The sequence below is a fragment of the Nonomuraea sp. K271 genome, assembly GCF_009908215.1.
GTDB lineage: Bacteria > Actinomycetota > Actinomycetes > Streptosporangiales > Streptosporangiaceae > Nonomuraea > Nonomuraea longispora.
This window is the reverse complement of sequence record NZ_JAAAHR010000072.1, coordinates 1-15,894: the sequence shown is the minus strand read 5'-3', so window position 1 is coordinate 15,894 and position 15,894 is coordinate 1. Positions and strand designations below refer to the sequence as shown.

Annotated in this window: 11 protein-coding genes; 8 read left to right on the top strand and 3 right to left on the bottom strand. The window is 72.2% G+C overall.

Annotation, left to right across the window (positions count from 1 at the left end):
• The first annotated feature begins 3 nt into the window (after positions 1-3).
• Positions 4-1,416 (top strand): carboxyl transferase domain-containing protein, encoded by a 1,413-nt coding sequence (locus GUY59_RS24150; protein ID WP_252375009.1) that lies wholly within the window; start codon positions 4-6, stop codon positions 1,414-1,416.
• A 160-nt stretch (positions 1,417-1,576) separates the two neighbouring features.
• Complete coding sequence (locus GUY59_RS24145; RefSeq protein ID WP_138201974.1) at positions 1,577-2,491, top strand: DUF3068 domain-containing protein; 915 nt, start codon at positions 1,577-1,579, stop codon at positions 2,489-2,491.
• 16 nt (positions 2,492-2,507) lie between these two features.
• Here GUY59_RS24145 and GUY59_RS24140 read toward each other — a convergent pair whose 3' ends face one another.
• Positions 2,508-3,869 (bottom strand): carotenoid oxygenase family protein, encoded by a 1,362-nt coding sequence (locus GUY59_RS24140; RefSeq protein ID WP_138201975.1) that lies wholly within the window; start codon positions 3,867-3,869, stop codon positions 2,508-2,510.
• A 226-nt stretch (positions 3,870-4,095) separates the two neighbouring features.
• Between GUY59_RS24140 and GUY59_RS24135 the strand changes: the two genes are divergently transcribed.
• The gene (locus GUY59_RS24135; RefSeq protein ID WP_138201976.1) at positions 4,096-5,202 is read left to right on the top strand and encodes an NAD(P)H-dependent flavin oxidoreductase; all 1,107 of its coding nucleotides are present in this window, start codon (positions 4,096-4,098) and stop codon (positions 5,200-5,202) included.
• Here the strand turns inward: GUY59_RS24135 and GUY59_RS24130 are convergent.
• On the bottom strand, positions 5,199-6,008 hold the full coding sequence (locus GUY59_RS24130) for a crotonase/enoyl-CoA hydratase family protein (RefSeq protein ID WP_138201977.1): 810 nt from the start codon (positions 6,006-6,008) through the stop codon (positions 5,199-5,201). The genes GUY59_RS24135 and GUY59_RS24130 overlap by 4 nt on opposite strands.
• Before the next feature lie 178 nt (positions 6,009-6,186).
• On the opposite strand from GUY59_RS24130, the gene GUY59_RS24125 reads away from it, so the two are divergent.
• Genes GUY59_RS24125 through GUY59_RS24105 form a run of 5 tightly spaced genes read left to right on the top strand, consistent with a single transcriptional unit; the run spans position 6,187 to position 12,418 of the window.
• The gene (locus GUY59_RS24125; protein WP_138201978.1) at positions 6,187-7,734 is read left to right on the top strand and encodes an acyl-CoA synthetase; all 1,548 of its coding nucleotides are present in this window, start codon (positions 6,187-6,189) and stop codon (positions 7,732-7,734) included.
• Positions 7,724-8,623, top strand: a complete 900-nt coding sequence (locus GUY59_RS24120; RefSeq protein WP_252375010.1) for a Zn-ribbon domain-containing OB-fold protein — start codon at positions 7,724-7,726, stop codon at positions 8,621-8,623. The genes GUY59_RS24125 and GUY59_RS24120 overlap by 11 nt, the downstream gene beginning before the upstream one ends.
• The gene (locus GUY59_RS24115; RefSeq protein WP_132340699.1) at positions 8,620-9,639 is read left to right on the top strand and encodes a thiolase domain-containing protein; all 1,020 of its coding nucleotides are present in this window, start codon (positions 8,620-8,622) and stop codon (positions 9,637-9,639) included. Before GUY59_RS24120 ends, GUY59_RS24115 begins: the two co-directional genes overlap by 4 nt.
• Positions 9,639-10,787 carry a thiolase domain-containing protein gene (locus tag GUY59_RS24110; RefSeq protein ID WP_138201979.1) on the top strand — a complete coding sequence of 383 codons (1,149 nt, stop codon included), beginning with the start codon at positions 9,639-9,641 and terminating at the stop codon, positions 10,785-10,787. Before GUY59_RS24115 ends, GUY59_RS24110 begins: the two co-directional genes overlap by 1 nt.
• Before the next feature lie 44 nt (positions 10,788-10,831).
• Entirely contained in the window at positions 10,832-12,418 is a 1,587-nt protein-coding gene (locus tag GUY59_RS24105) for an acyl-CoA synthetase (protein ID WP_138201980.1), read from the top strand.
• Positions 12,419-12,433: 15 nt separating this feature from the next.
• Here the strand turns inward: GUY59_RS24105 and GUY59_RS24100 are convergent.
• Positions 12,434-15,894 (bottom strand): tetratricopeptide repeat protein (locus GUY59_RS24100; RefSeq protein ID WP_161714664.1); only part of this gene is annotated, 3,461 nt, incomplete at its 5' end.

The window sequence follows — 15,894 nt, the reverse complement described above, 5'->3', positions numbered from 1 at the left end:
GACGTGTCGACCTCCGACGGCCCTGAGGACCGGAGCCCTGACGCGCCGGCCGACCCGCGCGACCCGGTGGGTCGCCTGGCCGAGCTGTTGAATCCCGGCTCGATGCGCCTGCTCGGATCAGGCTCGGGCGACGTCGTGGTGGCGTGGGGGCGGGCCGGCGACGTCCCGGCCGTGGCGTTCTGCTGCGACGCCAGGATGCAGGGCGGGGCGCTGGGCGGTGAAGGGTGCGAGCAGATCGTCCGCGCCTACGACCTGGCGCTGCGCGAACGGCTGCCGATCATCGGCGTGTGGCACTCGGGCGGCGCCCGGCTGGCGGAGGGTGTCGGGTCCCTGCACGGGGTGGGTCAGGTCTTCGCGGCGATGACCCGCGCGTCGGGAGTCGTGCCGCAGGTGTCCGTGGTGGTCGGGCCCGCCGCCGGCGGGGCGGCGTACGGTCCCGCGCTGACCGACGTGGTGGTGATGGCCGCGTCGGGAAGGCTGTTCGTCACCGGCCCCGACGTGGTGGAGAGCGTGACAGGGGAGCGGCTGGACATGGAGGCGCTCGGCGGGCCCGAGCAGCACGGCACCCGCAGTGGCGTGGCCCACGTGGTGGCCGCCACCGAGGAGGCCGCCTATCGGGAGGCGCGCCGCCTGGCCACGCTGCTCGCACGCCAGGGCCTGATCCGGACGGACGCCGCGGACGTGGACCTGTCGGGCATGCTGCCCGTCTCACCGCGGCGCGCGTACGATGTCCGGCCGCTGGTCGTACGCCTGCTGGACGAGCCGGGCGTGGAACTGCACCCCCGGTGGGCGCCGAACATCGTCACCACGCTGGGCAGGTTCGCCGGGCGGACGGTGGGCGTGGTGGCCAACAATCCCGTGCGCCTGGGTGGCTGCCTGGACGCCCTGTCGGCCGACAAGGCCGCGCGGTTCGTGCGTATGTGCGACGCGTTCGGCGTGCCGCTGGTCGTGCTGGTGGACGTGCCCGGCTATCTGCCCGGGGCCAGGCAGGAGCACGAGGGTGTGGTGCGGCGCGGGGCCAAGCTGGTGCACGCCTTCGCCGAGTGCACGGTGCCGCGCGTCACCGTGATCATCCGTAAGGCGTACGGGGGCGCGTACATCGCGATGAACTCCCGGGCGCTCGGCGCGACCCGGGTGCTGGCCTGGCCTGGCGCGGAGATCGGGGTGATGAGCGCGACCGCGGCGGTGCGCGTGCTCGGGCGGCGCCGGCTGGCGGAGGCGTCCGAGCACGAGCGAGCCTCGCTGGAGGCGAGGCTCGCGGCGGAGCACGCCGAGCGGGCCGGCGGACTGGGCCGGGCGCTCGAACTGGGCGTGGTGGACGAGATCGTCGAACCGGCGAAGACCCGGGGTGCGGTCCGGCGTGCGCTCGCGGAGGCTCGGCCGGGTCGTGGCGCACACCGCAACATTCCGTTATGACAACAGTCGGTAGAACCTGTTCCGATTGTTACGGGGAAGTGGCTGCGATGTCATGGCGGCAGATGCTACTTTCCGGTAGCGATCATGTGACTGAGTCTCAACCGTGGTTCGCCGTTCGGGGACGACTGTTGTTCCGGCCCGACCGTCAGGAGGTCTCTGAATGGGACGCACACCGGTCCTCGTCCTTGTCGCCATAGCGTCGTTCCTGCTCATGTCGGCGGGCCTGACCCGGTTCTGGGTGGCCGACAAGGTCCTCGTGTCGCCCGCCGACCAGTACCAGGAGAGCGAGCTGGAGGCCAAGGACGCCCAGTACTTCTCCGTCGCCGAGGGCAAGGTGGTGACCGCCGACCTGAGGATGATCGTCACCACCCGTGGCGACGTGGCGCAGGCCACCGACTCCCGCGTGGTGTGGGACGAGTTCAGCGTGGTGGACGACGTCACCCACAAGAGGCAGATCGACATCTCCGAGCGCCGCAGCGCGTTCGACCGGCGCACCGGCGTCGGCGTCACCTGCTGCGGGACCAGGGTCAACGAGGAGCCGGTGGAACTGGAGGGACAGATCTACCTCTACCCGATCGGAGTGGAGAAGAAGGCCTACAAGTTCTACAACCAGACGGCCAAGGGCGCCTTCGAGGCCACCTTCGTCGGCGAGGACACCGTCAACGGGTTGCCCGTCTACAAGTTCCAGCAGAAGGTGCCGCCGACCAAGATCGACACAGTCAACCTTCCCGGGTCGTTCGTCGGCCTCGACGAGGAGGGCGAGGTCAAGCTCGACCGATGGTACGAGAGCGTCGACACCCACTACGTGGAGCCCATGACCGGCGGCGTGGTCAAGCAGGACATCAGCCGCAACGAGACGTTCAAGACCCAGGACGGCGTCGAACGGAGCAAGGCCCTGGTCGCCGACGTCACGTTCACCCCGGAGACGGTGGAGGAACTGGTGGGCAAGGCCACCGCCGCCAAGAACCAGATCACGCTGCTCAAGGTGACCATCCCGGTGGTGTTGCTGGTGCTCGGGCTGCTGGCGATCGTCGCCGCGCTCCTCATGTCCCGCTTGCGGACGCGGAACGCCTGACGGCGGGGCCCGCTCCTCAGTCGGCGATCCAGCTCCCGTGGAAGCCCAAGGGGATCCGGGCCGGCAGGTGGATCGTGGCGACGGGGTCGCCGGTGAAGTCCTGCCCGGACAGGATCACCAGGTCGGCCGCTCCCCTGGCCGGATTGTTGACGAAGGACAGCACGTAGCCGTCGTCCTCGGCCTCACCTGAGGCGACGAACAGCGGCTCGCCCACGTACGCGCCCCGCCCGACCTGCCGCGCCTCCTGCGTGCCGCGCTGCAGGTCGTGCTTGATGAGCAGGTTGTCGAACGCCTCGTCGGGCAGGTCCTCCGGCTCGGCGTCGGTGGGGTAGATCGCGTCGTACAGGTCGGCGGTGGCCGAGGTGTAGCCGTAGCGGTAGGGGCGGCCGGTGCGGCGCTCGTCCATGCGCGGGAACTCCTGCGGCCGGTCGTCCAGCCGCGTCTCGGAGACCTTGCCCGAGCCGACGTCGATCCGCCACCGGTCGAGCGTGGGCGCGCCGCCCCGGTCCAGCTGCGCGCGCACGAACCGCTTCGGGTAGCGGACCACGTCGACGACCACCTCGTCACCGTCGTCGTAGGCGTTGAGCGTGTGGAACACCCAGCACGGCTCCACCTCGAACCACCGCACCTCGCCTGTCGCCCGGGAGAGCAGGCCCAGCCGGGCGGCGTGGGCGTCGTTCCACGCGTACGGCAGCGGGGCGCCCCTCGCGGCGCGGGCCATGCTGAACGTCACGGGCAGGTCGTAGATCACGACGTACCGTTCGGTGAGGGCGAAGTCGTGCACCATGGGTGCGTCGGCGATCGGGACGTGGCGCACCTGCGTCACCGTGCCCTGGGGGTCGATCACGAGGTGCTGGTGGTGCTCCCAGCCGTAGAAGTAGGCCACGGCGTGCAGTTCGCCGGTGGCCGGGTCGGCGTGCGTGTGGGCGGCGAAGCCGCCGGGCAGGCCGCCGTCGAAGTCGCACGGTCCGATGGTGTCGAGCTCGTAGCTCAGCTCGTACGGCAGCGCGCCCGCCTCGACGGTGGCGAACGTGCGTCCGGCCAGCCCGATGACGTGGGTGTTGGCCGCGAAGTCCATGCCGGCGTGGACGGGCCCGGGCCTGGGCTGCTCGCCGAGCCGGCGGGCGACCTCGGCGTTGCGCACCCAGCGGTTGCGGTACCACTCGGCGCGGCCGTCGCGCAGCCGCACGCCATGGATCATGCCCTCGCCCACGAACAGGCGGGTGGCGCTCAGGTCGCCGAGGCTGAGCGGATTGGGGCCGTTGCGGAGATAGCGGCCGTTGAGCTCGGCCGGGATGCGGCCGGTGACATCAAGGCCGTAGGCGGTGACCTCCTCGGTCACCGGAGCCAGCGCGCCTGCGAAGGGGGTCGTGGCCACGGTGTGTTCCTCTCGTCCAGCGGAAGCGGGTGCGCACGAGGAACGGGCGGCGCCGGGTGGCACCGCGCGCCTCGGACGGGTGGGAGGAATCCGTGGACGTCGTTGCCACACTTGTACGACGGTCTCCGCCGCGCGTCAATGGCCGGCTGTCCCGGTGCGGGACAGAGCGAAGATTCTAGAGTAGAACGCGTTGCAGTTTGCGGAGCCTCCGGCTTATCGTCGGCTCATGCGGACACGGGTCACGGACATGTTCGGAATCGACCTCCCGATCTTCGCCTTCAGCCACTGCAGGGACGTGGTGGCCGCCGTCAGCCGCGCGGGCGGCATGGGGGTGCTGGGGGCGCTCTACTTCACGCCGGAAGAGCTCGAGATGGAGCTCAAGTGGATCGACGACCACGTGGACGGCAGGCCATACGGTGTGGACGTCGTCATGCCGGCGTCGTACGAGGGCGCGGACTTCGCCCCCGAGGAACTGGTCGGCCGCCTCCAGTCGATGATCCCCGACGGGCACCGCGCGTTCGTGGAGGGTCTGCTGTCCAGGCACGGCGTGCCGCCGCTGTCCTCGGACGCCGACCCGGGGCGCGTGCTGCTCGGCTGGACGGACGCCACGGCCAGGCCGCAGGTCGAGGTGGCCCTGCGGCACCCGATCGCGCTGCTGGCCAACGCGCTCGGCCCGCCGCCCGCCGACGTGGTGGACCTCGCCCACGCGCGGGGCGTCAAGGTCGCCGCGCTCGCCTCGACGCCCCGCCACGCGCTCAAGCAGGTGGACGTCGGCGTGGACGTCGTCGTCGCCCAGGGGACGGAGGCCGGCGGGCACACCGGCGAGATCTCCACGATGGTGCTGATCCCGCAGGTGGTGGACGCCGTGGACGTGCCCGTCCTGGCGGCGGGCGGCATCGGGAACGGCCGCCAGATGGCGGCGGGGATGGCGCTGGGGGCGGAGGGCGTGTGGACCGGATCCCTGTGGCTCACGGTCGAGGAGGCGGACACGCCGGAGATGGCCAAGCAGCGCATCCTGGCGGCCACGTCCAGGGACACGGTGCGCTCGCGCAGTTGGACCGGCAAGCCCGCGCGGCTGCTCAGGAACGAGTGGACCGAGGCGTGGGAGTCGGAGGAGTCGCCGGGCACGCTGCCGATGCCGCTGCAGTTCATGCTGGTGTCGGACGCGCTGCGCCGCATCGGCCGCTCGGACGTGTCGGAGCTGGCCACGTTCCCCGCCGGCCAGGTCATCGGCGTGACCAACCAGGTCAGGTCGACGAAGGACGTGGTGTTCGGGCTGCTGGAGGAGTACGCCGAGGCGCTGGAACGCCTCGGCCGCATCACCGGGGGCTAGCGGGCGCGATAGATCGGCGGACGCTTCTCGCGGAAGGCGAGGGTGCCCTCCTTGGCGTCCTCGGAGCCGATCACCGGCCAGCCGAGCTCGTCCGACACCTTCAGCGCCTCGGGCTCGGCCAGGCCGAGCGTGTCGCGGTAGGTGCGCAGGATCGCCTGCACGGCCAGCGGGCCCGCGACGGCGACGTCCTCGGCCAGCTCGCGGGCGGCCGTGAGCGCCTGGCCGTCGGGCACCACCCGGTTGACCAGGCCCATGGACAGGGCCTCCGCCGCCGTGATCGGGCGGCCCGTGAGGAGCAGGTCCATGGCGTGGCAGTACGGGATCTGCCGGGCCAGCCGTACGGCGCTGCCGCCCATGGGGAACAAGGCACGTCTTGCCTCGAACAGGCCGAGCGTGGCCGACTCCGCCACCACCCGCAGGTCGGTGCCCACCAGCAGTTCCGTGCCGCCCGCGACCGCGTGTCCCTCGACGGCGCTGATGACCGGCTTGGTGGGCAGGTCCTCGCGCAGCAGCCCCTTCCAGTGGAAGTTGGGGATGCGCGCGGCTCTGGCCTGGACCGCCGGGTCGGTGGACTGTTGTCCCATGGCTTTGAGATCGGCCCCGGAGCAGAAGGTGCCATCGGCGCCGGTGAGGATCGCGACCCGGATCTCCGGCTCGGCCGACGCGTACGCCCAGGCCGAGGCCAGGCCGACCAGCATGTCCGAGGAGAGCGCGTTGCGGGCCTCCGGCCGGTTCATGGTGACGGTCAGGACGTGGCCGTCGCGTTCGACCCGGCAGTGGGGAGTGCTGATCGGCAGGAGCTCCACGGATGCCTCCGAATCCCTGTATCAAGCGCTTGCTACAAACTTTCGCCCCAGGATACGCTCCCCCTATCAAACGAGAACAGGTTCCTATTCAGCCCCCGTGACGGAGCGGGGAAGGCGGCGGCATCGAAGCGACCGAACCCGCCTCCACGGCGTGGAGGCCCTGGACAGGGGGAAGTGCATGGGGACGCTCGGTTTCTGGAGGCTCGCGCAGGCCGATCCCGAGTGGATCGCTGCCGTGGATCCCGACGGTACGGAGCACCGCGCCGGTGACCTGGTCGCCCGCTCCAACCGGCTCGTGCACGGCCTGCGCGCCCTCGGGCTGAAACCCGGCGACGGCATCTGCGGCCTGGCCCCGAACGGAGCCGACGGTCTCGTCCTCTACCTGGCCGCGCTGCAGGCCGGGTGGTACTACACCCCGGTCAACTGGCACCTGACCGGCCCCGAGATCGCGTACATCGTGTCCGACAGCGAGGCGAAGGCCTTCTTCGTGCACCCGCGTTTCCTCCAGGAGGGGGCGAGGGGCGCCGAGGCGATCGAGCCCGAGCGCAGGTTCGTCCTGGGCGAGCGGGCCACCGGCTTCCGCCCCGCCCGCGAGCTGACCGACGGGCAGCCCGGCACCGCGCCCGAGGACCGCACCGCCGGCGCCACCATGCACTACACCTCGGGCACCACCGGCAAGCCCAAGGGCGTCCGACGTCGCCTGAACGGGCTGGACCCCGACGAGTCGGCCGAGCTGATGACGGGGCTGCTCGGGTTGTTCGGCGTCACGCCCGGCCGCCCCAACGTCCACCTGGTGACCTCGCCGAGCTACCACACGGCGGTGACCCAGTTCGGCGGGACCGCCCTGCACATGGGCCACACACTCGTCTACATGGACCGGTGGGACGCCGAGGAGATGCTGCGGCTGTGCGAGCGGCACCGCGTCACCAGCTCCCACATGGTCCCGACCCACTTCAAGCGGCTCCTCGCGCTGCCCGAGGAGACCCGGCGCGCGTACGACCTGTCCTCTCTCAGGTGGATGATCCACGCCGCCGCGCCCTGTCCCGTCCCGGTGAAGTGGGCGATGCTCGAGTGGTGGGGCGACTGCGTGTACGAGTACTACGCGGCCACCGAGGGCGGCGGCACCCTGGCCACGCCCGAGGGCTGGAAGGCGCACCCCGGCACGGTGGGCTCCGCCTGGCCCATCAGCGAGTTGCTCGTCGTGGACGACCAGGGCGAGCCGGTGCCGGCCGGCACCCCAGGGACGATCTACATGAAGATGATGGGCGTGCCGTTCGAGTACAAGGGCGACCCCGGCAAGACCGCCGCCAACCGGCTCGACGACTACTTCACCGTGGGCGACATCGGATACCTGGACGAGGACGGCTTCCTCTACCTCTGCGACCGCAAGGCTGACATGATCATCTCAGGGGGTGCCAACATCTACCCGGCCGAGATCGAGAACGAGCTCATGGTCCACCCGAAGGTGGCGGACGTGGCCGTGTTCGGCATCCCTGACGAGGAGTGGGGCGAGCAGATCAAGGCCGTGGTCGAGCCCGCGCCCGGCGTCGAGCCGGGGCCGGAACTGGCCGCCGAACTGCTCGCGTCGCTGGAGGGCCGCCTGGCCAGGATGAAGTGGCCGAAGAGCGTCGACTTCATCGCGGAGATGCCCCGCGAGCCCAACGGCAAGCTGCTCAAACGCAGGCTACGCGCCCCGTACTGGGAGGGACACGACCGTGCCATCTGATCCGCTGGTCGCCCGGCACGTCCTGGAGTTCCCCGGCGGCTACACGCGCACCACGGGCCCGGTGATCGGCCGGTTCCTCAGCGAGTTGCGAGCCCGCCGCATCGTCGGGGTGCGCACGAAGGAGGGCAAGGTGCTCGTGCCGCCCCTCGAGTACGACCCCATGACGGGCGAGCCGGTCACCGGCGAGTTCGTCGAGGTCGGCCCGGCGGGAACGGTCACGACGTGGGCGTTCGTGCCCGAGCCGCGCCCCGGCCACCCGCTCGACCGGCCCTTCGCGTGGGCGCTCATCAGGCTCGACGGCGCCGACACCGCCCTCGTGCACGCCGTGGACGCGAGTGATCCCAAAAAGGTGCGGGCGGGCATGCGGGTCTGGCCCGTCTGGAACGACCGCCCCACCGGGCGCATCACCGACATCGCGTGTTTCGTGCCCGAGGTCACCGAGATCGTGGCCGACGTACGCACCGAATACCGCCTCCAGGCGGGCGGCGCGCTCCGCGTCTTCCTGCGGGGCGTCGAACGCGGTGTGCTCCTCGGCGGCCGGTGCGACACCTGCGCCAAGGTGTACGTGCCGTACCGGCTGGCCTGCCCCGAATGCGGCAGCGCCATCCCGGAGACGCTCGAACTCCCCGACACCGGGACGATCACCACGTTCGCCATCAACAACCTGCCCGACCCGCGCGCCCCCGACGTGCCGTTCGTGTCGGCGTACATCCTGCTCGACGGGAGCGACATCCCCATGATCGCCCTGATCGGGGACGTACCCGCACACGAGGTACGCCAGGGCATGCGCGTCAAGGCCGTGTGGGTTCCCGAGCACGAACGCACGGCGTCCATGGCGAACATCCGCTGGTTCGCCCCCACCGGCGAGCCCGACGTGGAGCAGCCATGAGAGACGTAGCCATCGTCGCGTTCGCCCAGACGCGGCACACGGACCGCGACACCGGCCTGACCGAGCCCGAGCTGATCCAGCCCGTGATCGACGAGATCAAGGAGCGCACCGGGCTCCGGCGCTTCGGCTTCACCTGCTCCGGAAGTTGCGACTACCTGGCCGGCGCCCCGTTCTCGTTCGTGTCGGCGCTCGACGCGCTCGCCGCCTGGCCGCCCATCTCCGAGAGCCACGTCGAGATGGACGGCGCCTGGGCGCTGTACGAGGCATGGGTGCGCCTCCAGCACGGTGACATCGACTCGGCCCTGGTCTACGGCTTCGGCAAGTCGTCGCTGGGCGATCTGGCGACGATCATGACCCTGCAGCTGGACCCGTACTATCTGGCGCCGCTCGGGCTCGACCAGCTCTCCTACGCCGCGCTCCAGGCCAACGCCGTCGGCGCGGACCGGGCCGAGCTGGACGAGATCATCAGGCGCGGCCGGGTCGACGGGCGGCGCAACCCGTACGCGCTGGACCTGCCCGACCCCGAGGGCGAGGACGTCGCGGTGCGGCCGCTCAGAAAGACGGACCTGCCGCCCGTCACCGACGGCGCCGCCGCGATCGTGCTCGCCACGGGCGACCTGGCGAGCCGGCTGAACCCCAGGCCCGCCTACATCCGGGGCATCGCCCACCGCACCGAACCCCACTACCTGGGCATGCGCGACCTGGCCCGGTCGGCTTCCGCCGCCGACGCCGCGCGCGCCGCGGGAGTCGGCAAGGGCCCCGTCGAGGTGGCGGAGCTGCACGCCCGGTTCCCGCACGAGGAGGTCATCCTCCGGGAGGCGCTCGGGCTGCCCGGCGACACCGTGATCAACCCGTCCGGCGGCCCGCAGGCGGCCGACCCGGTCATGGCCACGGGGCTCATCCGCATCGGCGAGGCCGCGCGGCGCATCCACGACGGCGCCGCCCGCCGCACCGTCGGGCACGCCGCCGGCGGCCCCTGCCTGCAGCAGAACCTCGTCACCGTACTGGAGGGGTGATGGGAAACCGTTGTGCCGTCATCGGCGTCGGGCAGACGCGCTACCGCAGCAGGCGCACCGACGTGTCGATCGCCGGGCTCGTACGCGAGGCGGCGCTGAGAGCGCTGGAGGACGCCGGGCTGACGTTCAAGGACATCGACGCCGTCGTCATCGGCAAGGCGCCCGACCTGTTCGAGGGCGTGATGATGCCCGAGTCGTACCTGGCGGACGCGCTCGGCGCGGCGGGCAAGCCGATGATGCGCGTGCACACCGCGGGCAGCGTCGGCGGCTCGACGGCGCTCGTCGGCGCCTCCCTGATCCAGGGCGGGGTGCACGAACGGGTGCTGGTGGTGGCCTTCGAGAAACAGTCGGAGTCCAACGCCACCTGGGCGCTCTCCACCCACCTGCCGTTCAGCGCGTCGCTGGTCGTGGGCGCGGGCGGCTACTTCGCGCCGCACATCCGCGAGTACATGCGCGCGTCCGGCGCACCCGCCCACATCGGCACGCTCGTCGCGGTCAAAGACCGGCGCAACGCGCTCAGGAACCCGTACGCCCACCTGCGGATCCCCGGCATCGACCGGGCCATGGTCGAGTCCACGCCGATGCTCTGGGAACCCATCCGCTACCTGGAGACCTGCCCGTCCAGCGACGGCGCCTGCGCGGTGGTGTTGTCGTCGGAGTCGGCGGTCACCGGCGCCCCCGCCTGGGTGCACGGCACGGCCATGCGCTCCGAGCCCATCTTCCGCGCCGGACGCGACACGGTCAGCCCTCAAGCGGGCAAGGACTGCGCGGCCGACGTCTACCGCCAGGCCGGCGTCTCCGACCCGCGCCGCGACATCGACGTCGCCGAGGTGTACGTGCCGTTCTCCTGGTACGAGCCGATGTGGCTGGAGAACCTGGGCTTCGCGGCGCAGGGCGAAGGATGGAAGCTCACGGAGTCGGGCGCCACGGCACTCGACGGTGACATCCCGTGGAACGCCTCCGGCGGCGTGCTGTCCAGCAACCCGATCGGGGCGTCAGGGCTGATCAGGTTCGCCGAGGCAGCGCTGCAGGTGCGCGGGACGGCGGGCGAACACCAGGTGGACGGCGCCCGCACCGCACTCGGCCACGCCTACGGCGGCGGATCCCAGTTCTTCGCGATGTGGATCGTCGGACGCGACAAGCCCTGACCCTGCGGGGACACCCCGCATACCCCGAACAACGGAGGGTCGTCATGGAGTTCAACCACGCTGACCTGTTCGAAGGGCTCGCCGACACGATCGGGGACAGGACGGCCGTCGTCTGCGGCGAGGGACGGCGCACGTACGCCGAACTCGACGCCGAGGCCAACCGGCTCGCCCACTACCTGGCCGACCTGGGCGTCCGGCCGGGCCAGCACGTCGGGATCCAGCTCTACAACGGCATCCCGTACGTCGCGGGCATGCTCGCCGCGCTGAAGATCAGGGCCGTGCCGATCAACGTCAACTACCGCTACGTCGAGGCCGAACTGCTCCACCTCTACCGTGACTCCGACATCAGGGCGCTGATCTACGACGTGGAGTTCGACCCGAGGGTGAGCGCGGTGGCCGGTGAAGCGCCGCTGCTCCAGCATCTGGTCGCGGTCGGCGGGTCGTCGGCGACCGGTTCCGCGGTGCCGTACGCGACGGCTCTCGAACGCGGCAAGCCCGAACGGGGCTTCCCGGCGCGCTCCGGCCAGGACGTGTACATCATCTACACCGGCGGCACCACCGGCCTGCCCAAGGGCGCGATGTGGCACGTCGAGGACCTGTTCATGGGCTTCGGCGGCGGCAACCCGTACGGCGAGCCGCGCGCCACCCCGCAGGAGGTCGTCGACGAGGCGGTCAAGGCCGCTCCGATGGTGATGATGGCCGCGCCGCCGCTCATGCACGGGGCCGCGCAGATGGCGACGTTCATCACCTGGTGGATGGGCTCCACCATGGTGTACGTACGCAAGTTCGACGCCCCCGAGGTGTGGCGGACGGTCGAGCGGGAACGGGTGTTCACCCTGAACATCACCGGCGACGCCATGGCCAGGCCGCTGGTGGACGCGCTGGAGGGCGGGGGCCACGACGTCTCCTCGCTCGTCGTGATCAGCTCGACCGGGGCCATCCTGTCGGGCGCCGTACGCGACCGGCTGCAGGAATTACTGCCCAACGTCATGATCCTGGACAACTTCGGCTCCACCGAGTCCGGCTACACGGCGTCGGGCGTGGCCGGTTCCTCGCCGGAGAAGGGCCTGCGCTACCAGCCCAACGCCGTGGTCAAGCTGGCCGTGCTCGACGAGCGGCTGCGGCCCGTCGAGCCCGGCTCCGGGCAGATGGGGACGGTGGCGCGGTCGGGGCGGGTGGCGTTCGGCTACTACAACGACCCCGCCAAGACGGCCCGCACGTTCGTCACCGACGACGAGGGCACCTGCTGGCTGCTCACCGGCGATCTCGCGACCGTCGAGACCGACGGCACCGTGAACGTGTTCGGCCGGGGCTCGCAGTGCATCAACACCGGCGGCGAGAAGGTGTTCCCCGAAGAGGTCGAGGCGGTGCTGAAGGGGCATCCGTCGGTGTTCGACGCGGTGGTGACCGGGGTGCCGGACGAACGCTGGGGGAGCAGGGTCGCGGCCGTGGTCGAGCCGCGGGAGGGCGCCGAGCTCACGGAGGAGGAACTGGACGCGCACTGCAGGAAGCTGCTGTCGGGGTACAAGGTGCCGCGTTCGTACGCGTTCGTCGCGGAGATGGTGCGTTCACCGGCGGGCAAGGCCGACTACCGCTGGGCACGGGAGACGGTGGAGGGCGGCGGCGCGTGACGCCGGTCCGGGACGTCACGGGCGGGCGAGGCGGCGCAGTTCGTCCCTGACCACCTTCGCCTCGTCGTCCCTGCCGGCCCGCTCCATGAGGCGCAGCCGGCCGTGCAGCACGTCACGCAGCAGCTCGGCCGGCCCTCCGTCGCGTTCGGTGACCATCAGGTCGTGGAGCAGTTGCGCCGAGACCCGCAGCGCGGCGTCGGCGGCGTCGTCCCTGGCCAGCTCCTCCTGACAGAGGCCGAGCCTGGCGTGCGCCACGGCCCTCGACATCGGGTCCCGCGTCACCTGCGTGGCCCGGTGGAAGACCAGCCCGGCCTCCAGCGCCCGGCCCGCCTCCATGAGGGCGTCGCCCAGCATCAGCATCGCCCTGGACAGCAGACCCACCAGCAGGGCATGCCCGGGACCGTGGCGTTCGAGCGCGGCGACCGCCTCCCGCAGCGGCTGGACGGCGTCGGCGGCCATGCCCTGCATCCTGAGCGCTGAGGCCAGCGTCAGGCACGCGCCCGCGCGGCCGGTGTGCAGTGCCTGCGCGTCCATGCCCGCGGCCAGCACCTCGTCGTAGACGGCGATCGCCTCACGTGCCCTGGCCTCCGCCTCTGTCCCGCCGTCCAGCCGCAGCAGGGGCAGCAGCTCCGAGCTCTGCGCCAGCGAGTCGGCGAGGATCGCCCGGTACGTGAGGTCGTCGGGGTGCCGCCTGGCCAGCGGGATCAGCCCTTCCACGAGCTCGTGGGCCTCGGCGAGCCGGCCGAGCATCAGGTGGCACGTGGCCAGGCGCTGCGTGGCCAGCGCGTGCTTGACGGTGCCGGGGGCGTACGCGGTCGTGGCGGTCCTGGCGTACTCCGCGGCCTCCTCGGCCCGACCCGACGCCAGCAGGTCGTCGGCGATCGTCGCGGCGGTCTCGGCGGCGTCCTGGGTGTCGGACAGCCGGGTGAACAGCTCCAGCGCCTCCACCAGGTGCTCCAGCGCCTCCTGGGTCCTCCCGAACCCCCGCAGCACCTTTCCGCGCGCCCGGATGGCCTGGGCCCGCACCCGCGCAGGCTCCTGCCCCACAACGGCGCCCCGATCGGGTGCGGCGTGGCCCAGTTCAGCGCGGGCCTGTTCGGCGCGGTCCAGTTCGGCCAGGGACCAGGTGATCGCCTCCAGGGCGGCCTGCGGACGAGACAGCACGGTCAGGCCGGTACCGAGCCCGCAGTAGGTGGCGGCGGCGAGCCCGGGGTCGTCCAGCTCGTCGCAGAGGTCGGCGGCGCGCTCGCAGTACGCCAGGGCCTCGACCGCCCGGCCGTCTTCGAGCAGCCGGGCGGCGTAACGGTTCAGCACGTCGACCAGTACCGTGCCGGTGTGGCGAAGCGGGTCGTCCGGTCGTCCGGTGGCGTCTCCGGTGGCGTCGGCCGGTTGCCCGCCGAGAAGGTCGATGGCCTGCTCCATGACGGCGAGGTCGGCGGGGCCGAGTTTGGCGAGGGCGGCCAGCGCCAGGCCGAGCTCCGTACGGTACGCGTCCGATGCCGCGGCGAGGTTCCGGTGCACGCGTACGGCCAGTTCGGCGGCCACGCGCGCGGTCCCGTCGTCCCCAGCCCGCGCGGCCGTGTCGCTGAACCCCGACAGGCAGCGCCCGTACGCGGCGTGCAGCTTCAGGCCGGGGCCGCTCAGCGGCGCCTCGCGCTCAAGGGCGTCGGTGAACGCCGGCAGCGCCGGCAGCAGGTCCGAAATGTCGCCTGTGACACCGCCCAGGACCCCGACCAGTCGCTCCAGTACGTCCATTCCCGGCAACGGCCGCATGCCGAGAATCCGCGACCACAGGGTCGCACCGGCGGCGGATCCGTCCTCCGCCCTGCCCGCCTCGGCCAGCGTGACCATGGCCGCAACGTGCACGTCGACGAGATCGGGCGGCACCCGGCCGTCCTCCACCCACGACGACGCCCCTTGGGCGAGCTTCTCCCTGGCCGCCTCCGGCCGGCCGAGTTCGGCCAGGCACAGCCCGCCCAGCTCCAGGCAGGTGGCGGCCGGCAGGCCGGGGCCGTCGCCGGTCAGCTCGAGTGCCCGGGTGACCGACTGCAGCGCGCCCTCGGCGTTCCGGCCGGCCAAGCGGATGCCGGCCTGGAGCCGCAGCGCCCCCGCGAGCGCCGGGGGAGCATGCAGCCCGTCCGCCACGAGCCCCTCGCACAGCCCGACCAGCCGTTCGGCGGCGGCCTCCGCGTCCGGTAGGCAACCGGCACGGGACAGCGCGACGGTCTCCAGGATGAGCAGCTCCGCCAGCTCCGTCCGGAACGCGGCGCTCGTACCGGTATGCGGTTCGTAGGACTCGATCGCGGTCCGCAGGTGCGGGACGGCCTCCTTGTGGCGGCCGAGCCCGGCGAGCGAGCGGCCGAGCGCCGCCTCGACCATGCCCACGGCGATCGTGGCGGGCCGATCCGGTACGGGATAGCGCTGCAGTAGCTCGGCCGCCTGCGACGCCAGCGCCAAACCGTCACCGGCCCGCCCCGCGTCCGCCCAGGCGCGGGCGAGCGTCGCCTGCGCGGCCAGGTAGGCGTGGATCTCCTCCACCCCCGGCACGCCCGCGCTCTCCACCGACTGCCTGCACTCCGCCAGGCGCCGTTCCGCCCCGGCCACGGCCTGCTCGGGATCGCGGGCGACCATCGCCAGCAGCCAGGGCCGCCCGCCGCCGTGCCCGTCCGGCGCCGCACGCATCCGCTTCAGCCTGGCCCGCACCCCGGCCACGAGCCCCGGACGACCGCCCTCGTACCGTTCGGCGGCGAGTCCTGGACGGTCGCCTTCGTACAGTTCGGCGGCGAGCTCCAGTTGTGCCGCGCCGTCGGCGGTCCTGCCGAGTTCGTCCAGGCACAGGCCGAGCAGCCGCCGGGCGTTCGCCTGCACTGCGGTGCGCTCGTCCGCCGTCAGGCACACGGCCTCCTGCAACGGGCCGAGCGCCGCCTCCGGCCGGTCGTCGGCCAGCAGCAACTCGCCCAGCGCGGGCAACTGCCCGGCCAGGCGGGCGCGGTGCTCGCCAGGGTCCAGCGCGGTCAGGGCACGCAGATGCCGTACGGCCTCCGCCGCGGTACGGGTGGCGGCGTCCAGGTCGTCCAGCCGCGCATGGAGCCTGGCCAGCAGGCTCGCGGTCTCCGCCAGCATGGACCGCAGCCCCGGCTCCTCGGCGGCCAGACCACGCAACCGTACGGCGGCCTCCCCCGCCGGGACCAAGGCGTCGGCCGGCTTGTCCCGCGCTTCCAGCCAGGCGGCGAGAAGGTGGAGCCGATGGGCGACGTCCCTGCTCGTCGGGGCCACGTGCTCGACGGCGGCGGTGGCGGCCCTGGCGAGGTACGCGGCCAACTCGGGCACCGCCGCGGGATCCGGCCCGTCGAACCGCATCATGGGCGCGGGCGCCGCGACGGCGTCCGTCGTCGGGAACTCCGTGCCGCCGACCGGAAAGCCGAACGGCCGCACACCGCCCCTCAGCCCCGGCGCCGACGACACCACCCCACCGG

Bases quoted from the DNA above. Each gene is read 5' to 3' on its own strand.
- GUY59_RS24110 (WP_138201979.1), top strand. From the start codon at position 9,639: ATGGGAAACCGTTGTGCCGTCATCGGCGTCGGGCAGACGCGCTACCGC.
- GUY59_RS24125 (WP_138201978.1), top strand. From the start codon at position 6,187: ATGGGGACGCTCGGTTTCTGGAGGCTCGCGCAGGCCGATCCCGAGTGG.
- GUY59_RS24135 (WP_138201976.1), top strand. From the start codon at position 4,096: ATGCGGACACGGGTCACGGACATGTTCGGAATCGACCTCCCGATCTTC.
- GUY59_RS24105 (WP_138201980.1), top strand. From the start codon at position 10,832: ATGGAGTTCAACCACGCTGACCTGTTCGAAGGGCTCGCCGACACGATC.
- GUY59_RS24115 (WP_132340699.1), top strand. From the start codon at position 8,620: ATGAGAGACGTAGCCATCGTCGCGTTCGCCCAGACGCGGCACACGGAC.
- GUY59_RS24145 (WP_138201974.1), top strand. From the start codon at position 1,577: ATGGGACGCACACCGGTCCTCGTCCTTGTCGCCATAGCGTCGTTCCTG.